This window comes from Lentilactobacillus sp. Marseille-Q4993, from assembly GCF_951230165.1.
Lineage (GTDB): Bacteria > Bacillota > Bacilli > Lactobacillales > Lactobacillaceae > Lentilactobacillus.
This window is the reverse complement of record NZ_CATNVB010000006.1, coordinates 48,237-66,063: the sequence shown is the minus strand read 5'-3', so window position 1 is coordinate 66,063 and position 17,827 is coordinate 48,237. Positions and strand designations below refer to the sequence as shown.

Below are 17,827 nucleotides of genomic sequence, written 5' to 3'. Positions count from 1 at the left end.
GCTATTCGAATCCTGATTTAATGCAGAGTGCTGAACCTTTCGGTAGTTACCGAAAATTAACCCAAACTTTTTCAAACAAAAAAGCCGGCACCTTTCAGCGCCGACTCCCGATTATTACTACTGTTGTTGGATAATTGAAATTACAGCTGATAGAATCAATGAACTAACAGTTGCGATAATCATCAACCAAACAAACACCATAGTAATTTTTTGAAATCTTGTTTTTTTCTTACGAGCCACTTGTTGCACCACTTTCTCAGAGATATTTTAATTAAAAGTGTAACGTTGTTTACATTGTAATGCAACTTGTATAAACAATAAAAGGGGATTTATAATGTTTCAAAGTCAAATTGGAATCTTTATTTATCAGCTATTAATTCTACTTTTGGTGATGTTCGCAATTGCCTTTTTAAAAAAAGTAAAATTTTTAAAACCGATTATCAAAATTTCTCCACTAGATTTATGGCCCCCTATCTTACTGCTTTTTATCCACCAAGCATCTAAGACTTGGGAAACCGGATCGTTATTACCTCAATCGCTATTGATTTGGTTGGTTGTGATTCTGATACTCATTCTGGTGCGGGCGTTTACGGACCAGAATTTACAAATGGGAAAATTATTCGTTCTAGTTTGGCGGGTAAGCGATTTGCTACTGTTGATAACCTGGTTTGTAGTGAGTTGGATGATGATTTTGAGTTAGGAGTGAGACAATGGCAGATTATGTGAAGGAGATTCGGGCTTTAGTGGGCCATAAACCGATCTTCTTGAATGCGTGTGGTGGGGCATTGTTTAATGAACAGGGTGAAATCCTTTTGCAACAGCGCTCAGATACGGGAAACTGGAGCCTACCAGGCGGAATGATGGAATACGGTGAAACGTTTGCTGAAACGGTTCGCCGAGAGTACAAAGAAGACAGTGGAATCGAAATTGAACCCGTTGCCCAAATTGGGGTGTTTGAAAATGGATACACAAAGTACCCCAATGGGGATGAAACTCAAATAATTTCTGTGTTGTATCTGGTCAAACAAATTGGTGGTCAGCGTATCACCAAACCTGTCTTTGAAACGTTAAAGACTGATTATTTTGATATTCACCACATTCCACCACTTTTGAATGATCAAACAGCTGATATGATAAATGCTGCCTTTGAGTTTGTTAATAAGTAATTGAATATGAATTAGTCGAAGCCGATTAGAAATTTGTTGAAAATTTCTGATCGGTTTTTATTTATGGGGATAAAAATTAAAAGAATGCAAAAGTTACCCACAATCTGCCACATGAAATAATTGCTGTTATATCAAGCATTAAGCGACTTGTGTTTAAAAAATAGTTGACTTTTTGCAAACATAAGCAAATCAAGTGGTTGATAGTGGTGAATTGTGGTAGAATTTGTTTGTGGAGAATTATTTAGGGGGTGATTCTATGTTCATGGGTGAATACAAACACAATATTGACGCAAAGGGAAGAATTATTATCCCCGCCAAATTCAGACAGGATTTGGGCGAAAAGTTTGTTGTCACCCGGGGCATGGATAACTGCCTGTTTGGATACCCAATGGATGAATGGGAAAAATTCCAAACAAAGATCAACGAGCTACCGCTTAGTAAAAAAGATGCTCGTTATTTCACAAGATTCTTCTTTTCAGCCGCAGTTGAGTGTGAGTTTGATAAGCAGGGAAGAATCAATATTCCAGCAAACCTTCGGGAGTTCGCCAAAATCGACAAGAAATGTGAAGTCGTTGGTGTGTCGAACCGGTTTGAAATCTGGAGTGAAAACTTATGGCAAGACTTTAACGAAGAAGCTGAAGCAAGCTTCAATGAAATTGCAGAAAATATGATTGACTTTTAAACACTGATTTTGAAGAGAGGAGGATAATAATGGCGGAATTTTCACATAAAACAGTTCTACTAAATGAAGCAATTGACGGGTTAAACATCAATCCGGACGGAACTTACGTCGATGCAACTTTGGGTGGCGGGGGCCACACGAGTAATATTTTAAAGCGACTAAAGACCGGAAAACTGTACTCGTTTGATCAGGATGAAACTGCAATCGATTATAACCAGGACCAGTTGCGTACATATATCGAAGATGGCAGGTTGGAACTGGTTCACGCAAACTTTAGGGACATTGTTGATGAGTTGAACAAGCGTGGTGTGACTGAGGTTGATGGAATTGTTTACGACTTAGGAGTTTCATCACCGCAGTTTGATGATGCGGATAGAGGTTTCTCATATCGGTATAACGCAAGACTCGACATGCGGATGAACCAGGAGCAAGAACTTGATGCATGGCAGGTTGTTAATGAATGGCCTTATGAACAGCTGGTCAAAATCTTGTTTAGATACGGCGAAGAGAAGTTTGCCAAACAAATTGCTCGGTTAATCGAAAAGACCCGCGATGAGCATCCAATCGATACAACGGATGAATTGGTTGAAATCGTTAAAGATGCCATTCCGGCAGCAGCAAGACGTCACGGGGGACATCCTGCGAAAAAAACGTTTCAGGCAATTCGGATTGCTGTTAACGATGAACTTACGGCTTTGGAAGAATCTCTAGAGGGGTCTTTAGATTTGATCAAAGTTGGTGGCAGAATCTCCGTCATTACTTTCCAGTCGCTTGAGGATCGATTGGTTAAGACGATGTTTAGGGAGAAAACGTCACTACCAAGTGATTTGCCGGCGAACCTACCAATTATTCCTGAGGGGATCAAGCCAAAGTTTAAGAACGTAACTAGAAAACCAATTTTACCTAGTGAAGAGGAGTTAGAAGAAAACCACCGTTCACATAGTGCAAAACTACGAATAGTCGAAAAAATTAAATAAAAAAGGGGATACATAAAGATGGCACAAAATAATTTGGCTGAAAATATGGTTGAAGAACCATTGCGCAAACAAAGTTATGAAACTACGCCTAGCTATGGGGAAAGCACAGAAGTTGAAACCAAAAAATGGCTCAAGTGTTCTAGGTTTGAAAAATTATTGATGGGGATTGGTGGCGCGATTGCTGCTGTAATGTGTATTTTTGTCATCTCATCAAAGATTGCGTTAACAAATTCTCAACATCAACTTCAGCAACTAGACAATCGAATCGTAACAATGCATAATAAAAACACTACGTTAACTCAACAAATTGGTGAGTTACAGAGTAGTAGTCGACTCCAAAAAATCGCGAAGAACAACGGAATGTCGCTTAATAATGCAAATATAAGGAATGTTACGAAATGAACGATTCACCAGATAATAACGAAGAAAATGTAAGATCAAGAAAAAATCGAAAAACCTTCGGACAGTGGCTGTTTTTTATTTTTATTTTGGTCTTTTTTTTGCTGGCTGGCAGATTGATTATAATCGCTGTGTCGAAGAATGTTTCCAACGTAAACTTAAGTTCACAGGCGCAGAAATTATATACCCAGTCGAGAACCTTGAAAGCAAAAAGGGGAACGATTTACGATGCTAACGGCCAACCGATTGCTGAAGATACAAGTACATACTCGTTGTACGCGGTTTTAGATAAGAACCAACGCGGTGTGGATAATAAGCCACTTTACGTGAAGGATAAGGAAAAAACAGCAACTGTTCTGGCAAAATACCTACCAATGTCAAAGAAGAATTTCCTTAAAATTCTATCTCCTAAGCATACTCATCCATTCCAGGTTGAATTTGGTAGTGCTGGCCAAAATATTTCATCATTAACGATGGCTAAAATTCAAAAGGCTAAGCTTCCTGGAATCAACTTTGTTCAGCAGCAAGCCAGGTTATATCCAAACGGGGTGTTTGCCTCAAATCTTGTTGGTTTAGCAACATCGAAGAGTGATAAGAAGACTGGCAATACTAATCTAGTAGGACAAATGGGAATAGAGAGTGCCTTTGATTCACTATTAAAGGGTGAGAACGGTTATCGGGACGCTCGTTATGATGTCTATGGCTATAAGTTACCAGGTCAGACGCAAAAAGAAAGACCGGCTAAGAATGGTGATGATATTTATACCACTATTGATTCACATATTCAGAACCTGCTGGAAAGTGAAATGTCATCAGTTCAATCTCAGGTACACGCCGCCGGAATGAATGCTGTTCTAATGGATGCAAAGACCGGTAAAATCGTTGCAGCATCTCAGAGACCAACGTTCAACTCATCAACTCTAAAGGGAATCAATAATGCCTGGACTAACAGTTTAGTCCAGGATACCTTTGAGCCAGGATCGACAATGAAGATCTTCACTTTATCGTCATCAATTGACTCTGGCCATTATCGGGGCAATGCTCTTTATGAATCAGGTCGATACTCCGTTGATGGGAAAATCGTTCCTGATTGGAACCAAGCCGGATGGGGGTACATTACCTATAACAAGGGATTTGCCCTGTCTAGTAACGTTGCAATGGCTCATTTGGAACAACAAATGGGCGCTAAAACATGGAAAGAGTACATTAAAAAATTTAAGTTCTTGCAGTCGACAAATAGTGGCTTGAAGGGTGAAATGAGCGGAAGTATGCAATTTAATTACCCAATCGAGCAGGCTGACACTTCGTTTGGACAAGGAATTGATGTGACTGCAATTCAGATGATGCAGGCTCTGACTGCGGTATCAAATAACGGAACGATGATGAAGCCGTACTTTATTTCAAAAATCGTTGATCCTGAGACCAAGAAAGTAGTTAAAAAATATAAACCAACGGTGGTTGGCCATCCTATCAAGGCAAGTACTGCCAAACAAGTTAGAAAACACATGCAAGATGTTGTCTACAAGTCTTATGGGATTGGTGCCGATTACAAGATGAAGGGTTATCGGGTTGCTGCAAAGACAGGTACTGCGCAAGTAAGTAATGGTGCAGGTGGTTATGCATCTGGTGATGACAGCTACCTGTACTCTGTTGCCGGGATGGTTCCGGCCAATAATCCACGCTATGTAATGTATATTACGATGAAGCAGCCGAAATTAACTGGAACGAAAACGGCAACTCAATTGATTGCGCAAATCTTTAAACCGGTTATGAATCGGGTTCTCCAAAGTGAAAACGAGAAGGCGGATACAACCAAAACGGTACCTAACGTTACTTATCAAGACACTGCTACGGCTAAAAAGATGATGACCGAAAAGGGATTCACCCCAACGGTAGTTGGTAATGGTAATTTGATATCCAAGCAATCGTTAAAAGAGGGCACTAAAGCTGAGGAGAACCAGCGGGTAATTCTACTGACTAACGGAACCCCTAAGATGCCAAGAATTATTGGCTGGCCGAAAAAAGACGTTGAAGCTTTGTGTGATTTAGTTGGTTTGAAATTAGATGCCACTGGCACAGGATACGCGGATAGCCAGAGTATTGCATTTTCACAGGCAATCGGGGACAATAAAACATTGAGAGTAAATTTCGAATAGTAAGAGGATGGAAAGTTGATTATGGTGAATTGGATAGTACCGCCAATCTGTGCGTTTATCATTACTGTGGCGTTGATGCCTAGTTTGATCAAATATTTTAGAAGTAAAAAAGAAGGCCAAATGATTAGGGAAGAAGGCCCTTCATGGCACGAAAAGAAGTCAGGGACCCCAACAATGGGCGGAATCTTGTTTATTTTCGCAACGATTGTTACCGACCTTGGGTTTGCGGCAATTAAAGGGATGTTAACCCCAACGTTATTAATCTTGCTGTTTGTCTTCCTATTCTTTGGATTTTTGGGAATGTTCGATGACAGTATTAAAATTTTTAAGCGTCAAAACGAAGGTTTAAAGGCGTGGCAGAAGTTGCTTGGCCAAATTTTGATTGCCATAATTTTTTCCGTTGTGTATATGCATGAAAAAATGCCAATGGCCATTAAGATACCGTTTGGTCCTGACTGGCACTGGGGCTGGTTCTACATTGCCTTTATTGTTTTTTGGCTAGTTGGTTTCTCAAATGCTGTCAATCTGACTGATGGTCTTGATGGGTTGGTAGCAGGGCTTGGCATCATCTCCTTTGCAACATACGCTATTATCGCGGCAGCTCAACACCAGACTGAAGTAATGGTGTTTTGTATCACCGTTGCCGGTGGCTTATTGGGATTCCTAATATTCAATCACAAACCCGCCAAAATTTTCATGGGTGATATGGGTTCATTAGCACTTGGTGGTGCACTTGCTGCTGTATCGATATTGGTTCATCATGAGTTTTCACTACTGGCAATTGGGTTAATTTATGTGTTGGAAACAGCGAGTGTTATGATTCAGGTTGCTTCATTCAAACTGACTGGTAAGCGGGTATTCAAAATGACCCCAATTCATCACCACTTTGAGATGTCTGGTTGGTCGGAATGGCGAATTGATTTAACTTTTTGGGCAATTGGCCTGGTGATGTCAGCTATTAGTCTGATGGTAATTCTTTAAACTGGATTTATTCCAGTTTTTTGTTGTATATAAGTCGTTTTAAATAAATCCGAGGAGATATTTTAATAATGAAAATGATTGATGATTATAAAAATAAAAACGTTCTGGTTTTGGGAGCGGGGAAGAGTGGTACGAACGCAGCCTTAGTCCTAAAAAAATTAGGGGCAGACGTCACGCTCAACGATGCCAAAGACCAGAAGGATCTCCCGGAGGTTGCGGAACTTGAAGAAGCCGGTGTTAAGGTAGTTACCGGTGGCCATCCCGCGGAAATTGTCAATGGTGATTTTGACCTGCTAGTTAAAAATCCCGGAATTCCATATGATAACCCAGTGGTTGAAGCAAACGTTCAATCAAAAACCCCAATCATCACTGAGGTAGAACTTGCTGCTAAGATTACTGATGCTGAAATTATTGGGGTGACCGGAAGTAACGGAAAGACGACCACGGTTACAATGATTACTGAGATCCTCAATCAGGGTCGGGAAAAGGGAAAAGCCTATGCTGCCGGAAACATTGGTATCCCAGCCACCAAAGTTGCTCAGGAAGCAACTAAGGATGATACGATTGTCATGGAATTGTCTAGTTTCATGCTGTTAGGAATCAAGGAGCTACACCCCCACGTTGCGGTATTGACAAATATCTTTTCAAATCATTTGGATTACCATAAAACCCGAGAGAACTACGTTAATGCGAAAATGAGAATTACAATGAACCAGACCGCTGATGACTACTTTGTGGTTAACTTTGATGATCAGGAGTGGCGCGAATTAAGTGACCGCAGTAATGTTCACGTTGTACCGTTTGCTAGAACTTTTGACTGTAATAAAGGCGCCTACGAACGTGATGGTAAGTTATACTTCAACGATGAGTTTATTATGGAATCAGACGACATTAAGGTGCCCGGCAAACAAAACGTTGAGAACGCCTTGGCAGCAATTGCGGCAACAAAGACGCTTGGCAAATCTAACTTAGCCATTACTAATGTTCTTGAAACCTTCTCAGGGGTTCGTCATCGAACTCAATTTGTCCTAGAAGCTGACGGCCGACGTTACTATAACGATTCGAAGGCAACTGACATCGAAGCCACACAAATGGCACTTGAAGGATTTAATAAGCCAATCGTGCTTTTAGCGGGTGGTTTGGATCGGGGATATAAGTTTGATAAGTTGATTCCCCAAATCAAGGATCACGTTAAGGCAGCTGTTTTATTTGGTGAAACTAAGGAATTACTAAAGGACGCAATGGATCAAGCAGGGGTTTCCGACGTTACGATCGTTGATAACCTGGAGCAAGCCGTTCCAGTTGCTTATCGATACAGCGAACCCGGTGATATTGTGTTACTATCCCCAGCTAATGCTAGTTGGGATCAGTTTAATACCTTTGAAGAACGTGGAGATGAGTTTATCAAACTGGTTGAAAAAATCACTGGAAAGAAGGAGGAAAACTAATGAGGCTAATTATTTCTGGCGGTGGGACTGGTGGCCATATTTATCCAGCCCTTGCCATTATTGAAGATTTGATGAAACAAGAACCCGACTCAAAAGTTCTCTATGTTGGTTCTAAAAGGGGCCTTGAGGGTTCAATCGTTGAAAAGTTAGGGATTGATTTTGTTTCCTTAGAAATCCAGGGGTTCAAACGGTCACTATCGCTTGAAAACTTCAAAACTGTTTCTCTATTCTTGAAGAGTGTTAAACAGTCAAAGAAAATCATTCGCGATTTTAAACCGGATGTTGTTATTGGAACTGGTGGGTATGTTTCGGGTGCCGTTGTCTATGCCGCAGCTAGGGCTAAAGTGCCTACGATTATTCATGAACAAAATAGTGTGGTTGGCTTGGCTAACAAGTTTTTGAGTCACTTTGTAGATAAAATTGGAATTGGTTTTAAGGAAGCTGCTGATCAGTTTCCAAAACAAAAAGTCGAGTTCGTGGGAAACCCACGAGCCCAACAAGTTGCCAATATGAAATCAACATTCAAATGGTCTGAAATCGGCCTTAAAGATGATGTGCCAACCGTTTTGATTTTTGGTGGTAGTCAAGGGGCTCCAAAAATAAATAATGCTGTGATTGCAGCTATTCCTCAATTTAATCAGCGTAACTATCAAGTGGCGTTTGTTACTGGAAAAGGTCGCTACGATGGGGTTGTTCAAGGATTAAACAAAATCAATGTTAACGATAACGTAAAGGTATTGCCTTACATTGATAACATGCCTAACGTTTTACCACAGGTTCATTTAATAGTTGGTCGTTCTGGAGCAACTAGTATCGCTGAAATCACCGCTTTGGGAATTCCCGCTGTTTTGATTCCAAGCCCTTACGTAACCGCTGATCATCAAACTAAAAATACAATGAGTTTAGTAAATAACCACGCGGCTGTTATGATAAAGGAAGATGAGCTTAACTCAGATAGTTTGATCAGGGCCATTGATAGCCTCATGACTGACGAGGAAAAACGGGCTTCAATGGCAGCGAGTTCAAAACAAATGGGGGTAACGGACTCTGCTGACCGAATTTTAACGATTGCTAGGTCATTAATGAATTAGTAACTGTATAGGGGACTTTTTATGGGAAAGAATAAGAAGGATAGTTCTGAACTAACGCCGTGGGAGAAAGCTGCTGCAGACAGTTCAGAACCAGAAAGCCAACAGCATAAAGCTAGGCAACGAAAACATAAAGATCACAAACCTTTGCTAAAGGAATTTCAGCGTCGAAATTTAAAGCGCCTTAGTCCAATCGTTTTTCTAATGATCGTTGCGATTTTGGGATTGGTCTTTTTGCTGACACCAATCAGCCGAGTTCAATCTGTAGAAGTGACTGGAAATAAGGTCGTGGCTTCTTCGTCTTTACTCCGTTATACGTCCATAAAAAAGGGAAACTCGTTGATGACTATTTGGACGCAACGGAAGCGGCTTGAGGCTGAGATGAAAAGTAGAAGCCAACGGTTAGAAAACGTTGATATTAAACTCAGTCAGTTTAATCACGTGAAAATCGCGGTTAAGGAATACCCAACTATTGGTTACTTATATGCTCACCATGGCTATCAACCAATCCTAAAGAGCGGGGTAATCATCAACACCAAGATTTTAAATCCCAAAACTGGTTTTCCAATTTTAAGGGATTTTAAAAACCCCAGCAAACTTAAAGCGGGTATTAGTCAGTACAAAAAGATCACACCAAATGTAAGGGCATTAATCGTTACTATTAATTACGCTCCAAAAAAGGATAATGATAACCGAATTGTTTTACAAATGCATGATAAAAATACGGTTTACGCGGTCCTTAAAACGTTTGGTGACAAAATGAACTACTATCCAAGTATGGTCCAGAAGTTTAAAACCCCTAGAATTATTGATTTACAGGTTGGTGCGTATTCCTATCCTAAGTCGTTGAAGAAGCGGGAAAGCCAGACGAGTCAGGCGATAACTGGCCAAAATCAGACAAGTGAATCTAGTTCACAGAGGGCTAATACTCAAAGTAGTCAACAATCGGCATCACAATAGTTTTCGTGGTTGATTAACCTTTTTATCTTGGATATTGTTGTGGTAGAATTAAGTTATATTCAAAATTTATTAATAGTGTGGAGGTTCCTTACATAAATGGATAATTCAGGTTTGTATGTGGGACTTGATATAGGAACCACCTCAATAAAAGTAATTGTTGCGGAAAAAGTTAAAGGGCAATTGAACGTTATTGGTGTGGGGAATGAACCATCTAACGGATTGAGTCGTGGGGTAATCATTGATATTGACCAAGCGGCAGAGGCCATTAGAGGGGCAGTAAATCAAGCTCAAGAAAAAGCAAGTATTGAAATTAAAGACGTTGTTGTTAGTGTTCCAGCAAACATGTTAAAAATTGAACCATGCAATGGGTTGATTACAATTGACGATCAGTCTAGAGAGATAACGGGTGCTGACGTGAGAAATGTTGCCGCCTCAGCTCTCGGCACTAGTTTGCCACAAGAACGGGAAGTTGTAGATGTTCAACCAGAGGAGTTCATCGTTGACGGCTTTGACGGTATCAAGGATCCGCGGGGAATGGTTGGAGTTCGGCTTGAGATGCGTGGTAAGTTGATTACCGGTTCAAAGGGAATAGTTCACAACTTACAAAAAGCTGTTGAAAAGGCCGGGTTGAATATCGTTTCAATGATTCTTACCCCACTTGCTGAAGGTCATGAACTATTAAATGACGGGGAGCAAGACTTTGGTACTATCATCATTGATCTTGGTGGTGGTCAAACAACGGCTTCTGTCATTCATGATTATGAGTTGAAGTATGCAGTGACCGATCCTGAGGGCGGTCAGTTTATCACTAAGGACATCTCAATCGTTCTTAATACGTCGATGAACAATGCTGAGAAGATCAAGCGTGATTATGGCTACGCAGATTCATTCCAAGCATCATCAGACAATGAGTTCCCAGTTGAAGTGGTTGGTCAATCAGAACCAAGTTATATCGATGAAAAGTACTTGTCAGAAATTATTGAAGCGCGACTTAGTCAAATATTCGACCGAATCAAGGACAAATTAGACCAAGTTTCAGCATTAGACCTTCCTGGTGGAATCGTTCTAACGGGTGGGGTAGCTGCACTACCTGGAATTGCTGATTTAGCAGCTGATCAATTCAATACCAACGTTAGGGTGTATATTCCTGATCAAATGGGGCTGAGACATCCATCGTTTTCAGCAGCATTATCCTTGGTATCTTATTACTCAGACTTATCGGACGTCGAACTTACAGTTAGGTCGGCAGTAAAAGCCACAATGACTCAGGCACCAGCTGTTAAAGAACCTGTTCATCCTAATAATAAGCAACAAGCGGAACCGGTAGCTAAGCAGAGTAAACCAAAGCGTCAAAAATCAAAAAAGAAGCGTGGAGAAGGATTTAAGAGTTTCTTCAGCGACTTCTTCGATTAGGAATAAAACGGAGGTATTAATAATATGGAATATTCACTTGATTCCGCTCAAAGCAACGGAGCCAAAATCAAAGTATTCGGAGTTGGTGGCGGGGGTAGTAACGCCGTTAATCAAATGATCAACCAAGATGTTAAAGGGGTTGAATTCATTGTAGCCAATACCGATGTTCAAGCATTACAAACATCAAAGGCAGAAATCAAGATTCAACTTGGTCCTAAGTTAACTAGAGGTCTTGGTGCCGGTTCAAACCCAGAAATCGGAGCAAAGGCTGCCGAAGAAAGTGAAGAAGCAATCGCTGAAGCACTTGAGGGAGCTGACATGGTGTTTGTCACTGCCGGAATGGGTGGTGGTACTGGTAACGGTGCTGCTCCAATCGTGGCAAAAATCGCTAAGGATTCAGGGGCCCTCACAGTTGGGGTTGTTACCCGACCATTTAGTTTTGAAGGACCTAAGCGTTCTAAGTACGCTGACGAAGGGGTAGCTCAACTTAAAGAAAACGTTGATACCCTTATCGTTATTTCTAACAACCGGTTGCTTGAAATGGTTGATAAGAAGACACCAATGATGGAAGCATTCAAAGAAGCAGATAACGTTCTTCGCCAAGGTGTTCAAGGTATCTCTGACTTAATTACTAGTCCTGGATACGTTAACTTGGATTTTGCTGATGTTAAGACAACCATGCAAAACCAAGGTTCTGCATTGATGGGAGTTGGCTCCGCAACTGGTGAGAATCGGACTGCTGAAGCAACTAAGAAAGCTATTTCATCTCCATTACTTGAGGTTTCAATTGATGGTGCAGAACAGGTATTGTTGAACATTACTGGTGGCCCTGATATGTCATTGTTTGAAGCTCAAGATGCTTCTGACATTGTTTCTCAAGCTGCTACAAGTGACGTCAACATTATCTTTGGTACTTCAATTGATGAGTCACTCGGCGACGAAGTCCGGGTCACAGTTATTGCTACTGGGATTGATAAGAAGAAGGCTCAAAATGCCCGGTCTGCTAGAAGCCCAAGGGGAACATTTAGATCTAACCAACCAGCTTCTAGTCAACCTTCACAACCAACAGGGAATCAACCTTCAGGAAATGATGAAGATCCACTTGGCAACTGGGACATTAGAAGACAACCTTCTTCACGGAATTCATCCGCAGATACGGATCAATTCAGCGATGTTGAGAAGAAAGATTTCGAACCGTTCCAAGCTGATGTTCCAACTGATGATAGTGCTGATGATGGGGATAGTCAGGATGACATTCCACCATTCTTGAAGCACCGTCGTAATCATAAGGATTAAGGTTGGATTACTTAGAAGCGGGTCTGAAAGGAAAGGTCATGTCACAAAAATTCAATTTGGCTAATTTTTTCGGAATGGAAGAAGAAAATAACCAACCCACAAAAAGCGATTCACAATCAGATCAAAAGAGAAAAGACAATATTGTTCTTATGAGTAGAGAAGACACACCAGCTCCAAAAAGTAGAGTTATCGTGTTCGAACCAGTCAACTATTCAGATGCAGATATGATTGCTACGAAGTTGATGGATGGATATGCCGTTATTATCAAACTAGGTAAACTCGACGTTAAATCATCAGCCAGAATGGTTGATTTCCTAAACGGAACAATTTTTGCTATTCATGGTTCAATCAACCGACTGGACACAAATATATTTATCTGTGCTCCAAACAATTTCCAAGTCACTAAGTAATTTATCTATCAACCAATTAAAGGAGAAATTTATTTGGTAACTGTAGTTAGCTATATCGTTATGGCACTTGTTCAATTGATTAACATATACACATGGGCAATCATCATTTATGCCCTGTTAAGCTGGTTTCCTGGAGCTTATTCAAGTTGGCTTGGTCGCTTTCTTGCTAGAATCGTTGAGCCGTTTCAATCAATGTTCAACTTTGCGTCGATTGGAATGATTGGACTGGCACCGGTTGTTGCTGTGTTCGTTTTATGGTTAGTTCAGAAGGGAATAATTTATGTTGGTCAGCTGATAATCCTTAATTTCGGCTAGAGGGGGACAACATTGGTAGATTTAAATATTACCCAGCACTTTAGACCCGAAGAGACGCCGTTTCTTGAGTCAGTGGAGGATATGTGTGGTCAGGCTCAAAATGAGTACCGACCAATCCTGACAGACTTTATGAATCCGCGAGAGCTGTATATGTTTGAGGCCGTTGCAAATCGCTTTGACTCGATTTCATATCAGTTTTTTGGTGGGGTTAAAAGTGCAGAAATGAAGCGGGGGCTAATTTATCCAGACTACTTTGAACCTAAGGAATCAGACTTTCAAATTGTTGCGTATCTAATTGATTATCCGAAGAAATTCGCAACGCTTAGTCATGGCCAAATTTTGGGTTCAATCATGGGCAGTGGAATTAATCGGAATGTGGTTGGTGACATCGTAACCGATGGTGACGATTGGCAGTTTGTTTGCGAACGGGAAATGAGCGATTATTTAACTTCTCAGCTTGATAAAGTTGGGAAGATCAAGGTGAAAATCAAGCCACTTGAACTTGCGAACCTAATCACACCAGTTGATGAATCTGAGGAGACTACGACAACCGTCGCCTCGCTCAGAATTGATGCTTTAATTAGTGAGGGATTTAACATATCTCGTCACCATGCAAAGGAATTGGTTGAACAAAAGCTAGTGAAGTTGAACTGGGCTGTAAATGAGCGTCCCGATACCGAAATTAGAGTGTTGGACGTGATTTCAGTTCGTGGGTTTGGCCGGTTGAGCATTAAGCAAATTGATGGTTTAACCAAGAAGGGCAAAATTCGAGTTAGTTTGGATTTACTTAAAAGAGGAAAAAAATAGGAGGGATGCACGATGGTATTAAGTCCACAAGATATTCACAATAAGGAGTTTTCTTCAAAGCTTCGGGGGTACAACGTTGATGAAGTTAATGATTTCTTAGATCAGATTATTAAGGATTATCAGATGGTTCTGCAAGAAAATAAAGATTTGAAGAGCCAACTCGACGAGAGTAAGGATAAACTTACATACTTCAATGATTTAAAGGATTCACTTAATCAATCGATTATTGTTGCGCAGGAGGCTGCGGATAAAGTTAAATCTAATTCTCAAAAGGAAGCAGAAATAACTAATCGTGAGGCTCAAAAGCAAGCTGAGGATACCGTTAATTCAGCAAATGGTAAAGCAAATAAGATTCTTGAGGAAGCTTCAAAACGGGCTAAAAAGTTGGCAGTTGAAACTGACGATTTGAAGAAGAATACCCGTGTATTCCGCCAGCGGTTGCAAGTTATGTTGGAGAGTCAGCTTGAGGTTATCAAAGGTTCTGACTGGGATCAATTAGTTGATGATTCAGGTTCTACAACGTACGAAGACATTGAAAAAGTTGTATCTGAGCTTGACAATGATTCTTCAGCAAGCGTAAAATCAGATAACAAGCAGGAAGATAATCCTGCTGATTTGGTTGAAGATACTCCGGCTAATGGCGATAGTGCCAGTGACACCGTTGTTATTTTCCCAGATGGTTCAACTAAATAACATTCGATAAGAGGACGGAAAGTTTTCTGGAGACACTTGCAGAGAGCCAAACAGAGCTGAAAGTTTGGTAGTAGTCACTTGAGAAAAGATCACCTCTTGATAATCGATAACTTACAGAGAGAATTTTATTAATTCTAAATTTGGGTGGTACCACGGAGATTTCGTCCCTTGCGATGAAGTCTCTTTTTTTGTTTAGAATTTGAGAAAGGGAGTTAGTTATGCGAGTTAAAGACACACTTAATCTTGGGAAGACCAAGTTTAAAATGCGCGGAAATTTGCCCGTTAAAGAGGTTGATCGGCAAAAGGCGTGGGATGACAATGACGTATATCAACAGAGACAAAAATTAAATGAGGGCAAACCAAGTTTTGTTCTTCATGATGGTCCTCCATATGCCAATGGAGATATTCACATGGGTCATGCCATGAATAAAATTTCCAAGGATATCATCGTTCGTTACAAATCAATGAACGGGTACCGGGCTCCTTACGTTCCAGGTTGGGATACTCATGGGTTGCCAATTGAACAACAATTGACTAAAGCTGGTTACGACCGTAAAAAGATGACCACTAACGAATTCCGGAAACTTTGTCGGGAATATGCTTTGAAACAAGTTGACCGGCAAAAGGCAGGCTTTAGAAGATTGGGAGTAGCTGGTGATTGGGACAACCCATACTTAACCCTTGCCCCTGAATTTGAAGCTCAAGAGGTTCGTGTATTTGGTGCCTTTGCTAAACGTGGCTTGATTTATAAGGGTAAAAAACCAGTTTACTGGTCATGGTCATCAGAATCAGCTTTAGCTGAAGCTGAAGTTGAGTATCACGATATCACTTCACCATCAGCCTTTTATGGTGAAAAAGTGGTTGATGGTAAGGGTGTCTTAGAAGACAACAACACTTACATGGTTGTTTGGACAACTACTCCATGGACAATTCCCGCTTCTGAAGGGATTACTGTTGACGCTGACTTCGACTATTCCGTTGTTCAACCAGAAGGTGATGATCGAAAGTTTGTTATTGCCACTGAACTTCTTCATAAGGATGAAGAACTATTTGGTTGGAGCAACGTTAAGGAACTTAAGGTGGTTAAGGGTAAGGACCTTGAATACGTTCTTGCAGAACACCCATTTGATCACAGTAGAAAATTAGTAACTATGTTAGGTGATTTCGTTACTTTGGATGCTGGTACTGGACTTGTTCATACCGCACCTGGATATGGTGAAGATGACTTTAGAATTGGTCGTCAATACGATTTGGATATTTTCGCTCCAGTTGATGATCGCGGTTACCTAACCGAAGAAGCTGGTGAGGATTTTGCCGGTGTATTCTACGATGATGCCAATGAAATTGCCCTTAATAAATTAAAAGAGCAGAACTTGTTGCTCGACTACATGCCAATTGAGCATAGTTACCCATTTGACTGGCGGACAAAGAAGCCAATCATTTTCCGGGCAACTCCTCAATGGTTTGCTTCTGTTGATAAAATCAAGGACGAAATTTTATCGGCAATCGATGATGTCGAATTCTTCCCAGATTGGGGTAAAGTTCGGCTTGCTAATATGATTAAAAACCGTGGTGATTGGGTTATCTCAAGACAACGGGTTTGGGGTGTACCACTTCCCATCTTCTACGCCGAAGATGGCGAGGCAATCATCACTGAAGAAACAATTAACCATGTAGCTGACCTGTTTGAAAAGTATGGTTCAGATATTTGGTTTGAAAAGGAAGCCAAAGATCTTCTTCCTGAAGGCTTCACTAGTGAGCATTCTCCTAACGGTGAGTTTACTAAGGAAGACGACATTATGGATGTTTGGTTCGATTCAGGTTCATCACATCAAGGTGTGCTTGCTGAACGTGATAATCTTACTTACCCAGCTGACATGTACCTTGAAGGTTCAGATCAGTACCGTGGTTGGTTCAACTCAAGTTTGATTACCAGTGTTGCGGTATCTGGTAAAGCTCCTTATAAGCAGGTTGTATCACAAGGATTTACGCTTGATGGTCAAGGCCACAAGATGAGTAAATCACTTGGAAACACTATCGCTCCAGATGAAGTTATCAAGAAAATGGGAGCCGAAATCGTTAGACTTTGGGTTACCTCAGTTGATACGTCTGCCGATGTGCGGGTTTCAATGGATAATTTCGTTAAGATTTCTGATGCTTACAAGAAGATTAGAAATACGATGCGATTCTTGCTTGCTAACACGACTGACTTTGACCCTAAGACGAATACGGTTGAATTTGATCAACTTGAGTCAGCTGATAAGTACATGTTATTGTTGTTGAATAAGTTTGTCAGTGATGTAAAGGCCGACTACGACAAGTATGATTTCTTGAGTTTGAATAAGAAATTAACGACATTTGTTGCTAATGACCTTTCAGCATTCTACCTTGATTTCTCAAAGGATATTTTGTACATCGACAAAGAAGATGGTCACAAGCGTCGGTCAATGCAAACAGTAATGTACGAAATTGCTGTTGCATTAACTAAGTTGATGACTCCAATTCTTCCACATACTGCCGAAGAAATCTGGGAATTCTTGAAAGAACCAGAGGAATTCGTTCAACTTGCCAACATGCCAGAAGCAAAACATTTTGATAATGAAGAAGATACGTTAGCTAACTGGAACTCATTCTTGAGTTTAAGAAGTGACGTTTTGAAGGTTCTTGAAGAAGCTCGGGATAACAAACTGATTGGTAAATCATCAGAGGCAGCTTTGACAATTTATGCAACTAGTTCTGTTAAGGAGTTATTCGATAAACTAGGAACCGAATTGCAAACAGTATTGATGGTTTCTCAACTATCAGTCGCCGATTATGATGATGCTCCTGCTGATGCAGAGGTATTTGAATCTAACGGAATTGCTCTCAGCGTTAAGAAAGCTGAAGGCCAAGTTTGTGAACGTTGTCGGTTGATTAAGCAAGACGTTGGTTCTGATCCAGATTACCCAACTTTCTGTGCTTCATGTGCTGCAATTGTTCGAAGTGAGTTCCCAGAAACGGCAACTGAAGGTTTCGAAGAAAAGTAAATGATATAAT

General features: G+C 40.7%; 18 protein-coding genes. 17 read left to right on the top strand and 1 reads right to left on the bottom strand.

What is annotated here, in order from left to right; translation table 11 throughout:
* Positions 1–117 precede the first annotated feature (117 nt).
* Positions 118–240: a DUF4044 domain-containing protein gene (locus tag QOW94_RS03930; RefSeq protein WP_283678894.1), complete on the bottom strand. Its 123-nt coding sequence runs from the start codon at positions 238–240 to the stop codon at positions 118–120.
* 94 nt (positions 241–334) lie between these two features.
* Here QOW94_RS03930 and QOW94_RS11100 point away from each other — a divergent pair, with 94 nt between their 5' ends.
* The 17 genes from QOW94_RS11100 to ileS all read left to right on the top strand — a co-directional run bounded on the left by QOW94_RS11100 (position 335) and on the right by ileS (position 17,817).
* Complete coding sequence (locus QOW94_RS11100; RefSeq protein WP_502867236.1) at positions 335–700, top strand: DUF3397 family protein; 366 nt, start codon at positions 335–337, stop codon at positions 698–700.
* Between the two features lie 10 nt (positions 701–710).
* The gene (locus QOW94_RS03920) at positions 711–1,166 is read left to right on the top strand and encodes an NUDIX hydrolase (protein WP_283678891.1); all 456 of its coding nucleotides are present in this window, start codon (positions 711–713) and stop codon (positions 1,164–1,166) included.
* 256 nt (positions 1,167–1,422) lie between these two features.
* Positions 1,423–1,848 (top strand): division/cell wall cluster transcriptional repressor MraZ, encoded by a 426-nt coding sequence (gene mraZ, locus QOW94_RS03915; RefSeq protein WP_283678890.1) that lies wholly within the window; start codon positions 1,423–1,425, stop codon positions 1,846–1,848.
* Positions 1,849–1,877: 29 nt separating this feature from the next.
* On the top strand, positions 1,878–2,825 hold the full coding sequence (gene rsmH / locus QOW94_RS03910; protein ID WP_283678889.1) for a 16S rRNA (cytosine(1402)-N(4))-methyltransferase RsmH: 948 nt from the start codon (positions 1,878–1,880) through the stop codon (positions 2,823–2,825).
* Positions 2,826–2,843: 18 nt separating this feature from the next.
* Positions 2,844–3,227 carry a cell division protein FtsL gene (gene ftsL / locus QOW94_RS03905; RefSeq protein ID WP_283678888.1) on the top strand — a complete coding sequence of 128 codons (384 nt, stop codon included), beginning with the start codon at positions 2,844–2,846 and terminating at the stop codon, positions 3,225–3,227.
* A complete protein-coding gene (locus QOW94_RS03900; RefSeq protein ID WP_283678887.1) occupies positions 3,224–5,380 on the top strand; it encodes a penicillin-binding protein in 2,157 nt (718 codons plus the stop codon). The genes ftsL and QOW94_RS03900 overlap by 4 nt, the downstream gene beginning before the upstream one ends.
* 15 nt (positions 5,381–5,395) lie before the next feature.
* Positions 5,396–6,361 (top strand): phospho-N-acetylmuramoyl-pentapeptide-transferase, encoded by a 966-nt coding sequence (gene mraY / locus QOW94_RS03895; RefSeq protein ID WP_502867235.1) that lies wholly within the window; start codon positions 5,396–5,398, stop codon positions 6,359–6,361.
* Between the two features lie 68 nt (positions 6,362–6,429).
* Complete coding sequence (gene murD / locus QOW94_RS03890; RefSeq protein ID WP_283678884.1) at positions 6,430–7,809, top strand: UDP-N-acetylmuramoyl-L-alanine--D-glutamate ligase; 1,380 nt, start codon at positions 6,430–6,432, stop codon at positions 7,807–7,809.
* Complete coding sequence (murG, locus tag QOW94_RS03885) at positions 7,809–8,900, top strand: undecaprenyldiphospho-muramoylpentapeptide beta-N-acetylglucosaminyltransferase (RefSeq protein ID WP_283678883.1); 1,092 nt, start codon at positions 7,809–7,811, stop codon at positions 8,898–8,900. Before murD ends, murG begins: the two co-directional genes overlap by 1 nt.
* A gap of 21 nt (positions 8,901–8,921) precedes the next feature.
* Positions 8,922–9,857, top strand: a complete 936-nt coding sequence (locus QOW94_RS03880; RefSeq protein ID WP_283678882.1) for a cell division protein FtsQ/DivIB — start codon at positions 8,922–8,924, stop codon at positions 9,855–9,857.
* 96 nt (positions 9,858–9,953) lie between these two features.
* Complete coding sequence (ftsA, locus tag QOW94_RS03875; protein ID WP_283678881.1) at positions 9,954–11,270, top strand: cell division protein FtsA; 1,317 nt, start codon at positions 9,954–9,956, stop codon at positions 11,268–11,270.
* A 24-nt stretch (positions 11,271–11,294) separates the two neighbouring features.
* Positions 11,295–12,566 carry a cell division protein FtsZ gene (gene ftsZ / locus QOW94_RS03870; RefSeq protein WP_283678880.1) on the top strand — a complete coding sequence of 424 codons (1,272 nt, stop codon included), beginning with the start codon at positions 11,295–11,297 and terminating at the stop codon, positions 12,564–12,566.
* A 38-nt stretch (positions 12,567–12,604) separates the two neighbouring features.
* Positions 12,605–12,976 (top strand): cell division protein SepF, encoded by a 372-nt coding sequence (locus QOW94_RS03865; protein ID WP_283678879.1) that lies wholly within the window; start codon positions 12,605–12,607, stop codon positions 12,974–12,976.
* 60 nt (positions 12,977–13,036) lie between these two features.
* Positions 13,037–13,291, top strand: coding sequence for a YggT family protein (locus tag QOW94_RS03860; RefSeq protein ID WP_283678914.1), 255 nt, complete (start codon positions 13,037–13,039; stop codon positions 13,289–13,291).
* Positions 13,292–13,303: 12 nt separating this feature from the next.
* Positions 13,304–14,098, top strand: a complete 795-nt coding sequence (locus tag QOW94_RS03855; RefSeq protein ID WP_283678878.1) for a YlmH family RNA-binding protein — start codon at positions 13,304–13,306, stop codon at positions 14,096–14,098.
* A 12-nt stretch (positions 14,099–14,110) separates the two neighbouring features.
* A complete protein-coding gene (locus QOW94_RS03850; protein WP_283678877.1) occupies positions 14,111–14,791 on the top strand; it encodes a DivIVA domain-containing protein in 681 nt (226 codons plus the stop codon).
* A gap of 218 nt (positions 14,792–15,009) precedes the next feature.
* Positions 15,010–17,817 carry an isoleucine--tRNA ligase gene (gene ileS, locus QOW94_RS03845; RefSeq protein WP_283678876.1) on the top strand — a complete coding sequence of 936 codons (2,808 nt, stop codon included), beginning with the start codon at positions 15,010–15,012 and terminating at the stop codon, positions 17,815–17,817.
* Positions 17,818–17,827 lie beyond the last annotated feature (10 nt).

Coding starts and splice junctions, on each gene's coding strand:
- QOW94_RS11100 (WP_502867236.1), top strand. CDS start 335: ATGTTTCAAAGTCAAATTGGAATCTTTATTTATCAGCTATTAATTCTA.
- QOW94_RS03860 (WP_283678914.1), top strand. CDS start 13,037: ATGGCACTTGTTCAATTGATTAACATATACACATGGGCAATCATCATT.
- murG (WP_283678883.1), top strand. CDS start 7,809: ATGAGGCTAATTATTTCTGGCGGTGGGACTGGTGGCCATATTTATCCA.
- murD (WP_283678884.1), top strand. CDS start 6,430: ATGAAAATGATTGATGATTATAAAAATAAAAACGTTCTGGTTTTGGGA.
- QOW94_RS03920 (WP_283678891.1), top strand. CDS start 711: ATGGCAGATTATGTGAAGGAGATTCGGGCTTTAGTGGGCCATAAACCG.
- QOW94_RS03865 (WP_283678879.1), top strand. CDS start 12,605: ATGTCACAAAAATTCAATTTGGCTAATTTTTTCGGAATGGAAGAAGAA.
- QOW94_RS03880 (WP_283678882.1), top strand. CDS start 8,922: ATGGGAAAGAATAAGAAGGATAGTTCTGAACTAACGCCGTGGGAGAAA.
- ftsA (WP_283678881.1), top strand. CDS start 9,954: ATGGATAATTCAGGTTTGTATGTGGGACTTGATATAGGAACCACCTCA.
- QOW94_RS03850 (WP_283678877.1), top strand. CDS start 14,111: ATGGTATTAAGTCCACAAGATATTCACAATAAGGAGTTTTCTTCAAAG.
- QOW94_RS03900 (WP_283678887.1), top strand. CDS start 3,224: ATGAACGATTCACCAGATAATAACGAAGAAAATGTAAGATCAAGAAAA.
- ftsZ (WP_283678880.1), top strand. CDS start 11,295: ATGGAATATTCACTTGATTCCGCTCAAAGCAACGGAGCCAAAATCAAA.
- ileS (WP_283678876.1), top strand. CDS start 15,010: ATGCGAGTTAAAGACACACTTAATCTTGGGAAGACCAAGTTTAAAATG.
- mraZ (WP_283678890.1), top strand. CDS start 1,423: ATGTTCATGGGTGAATACAAACACAATATTGACGCAAAGGGAAGAATT.
- rsmH (WP_283678889.1), top strand. CDS start 1,878: ATGGCGGAATTTTCACATAAAACAGTTCTACTAAATGAAGCAATTGAC.
- ftsL (WP_283678888.1), top strand. CDS start 2,844: ATGGCACAAAATAATTTGGCTGAAAATATGGTTGAAGAACCATTGCGC.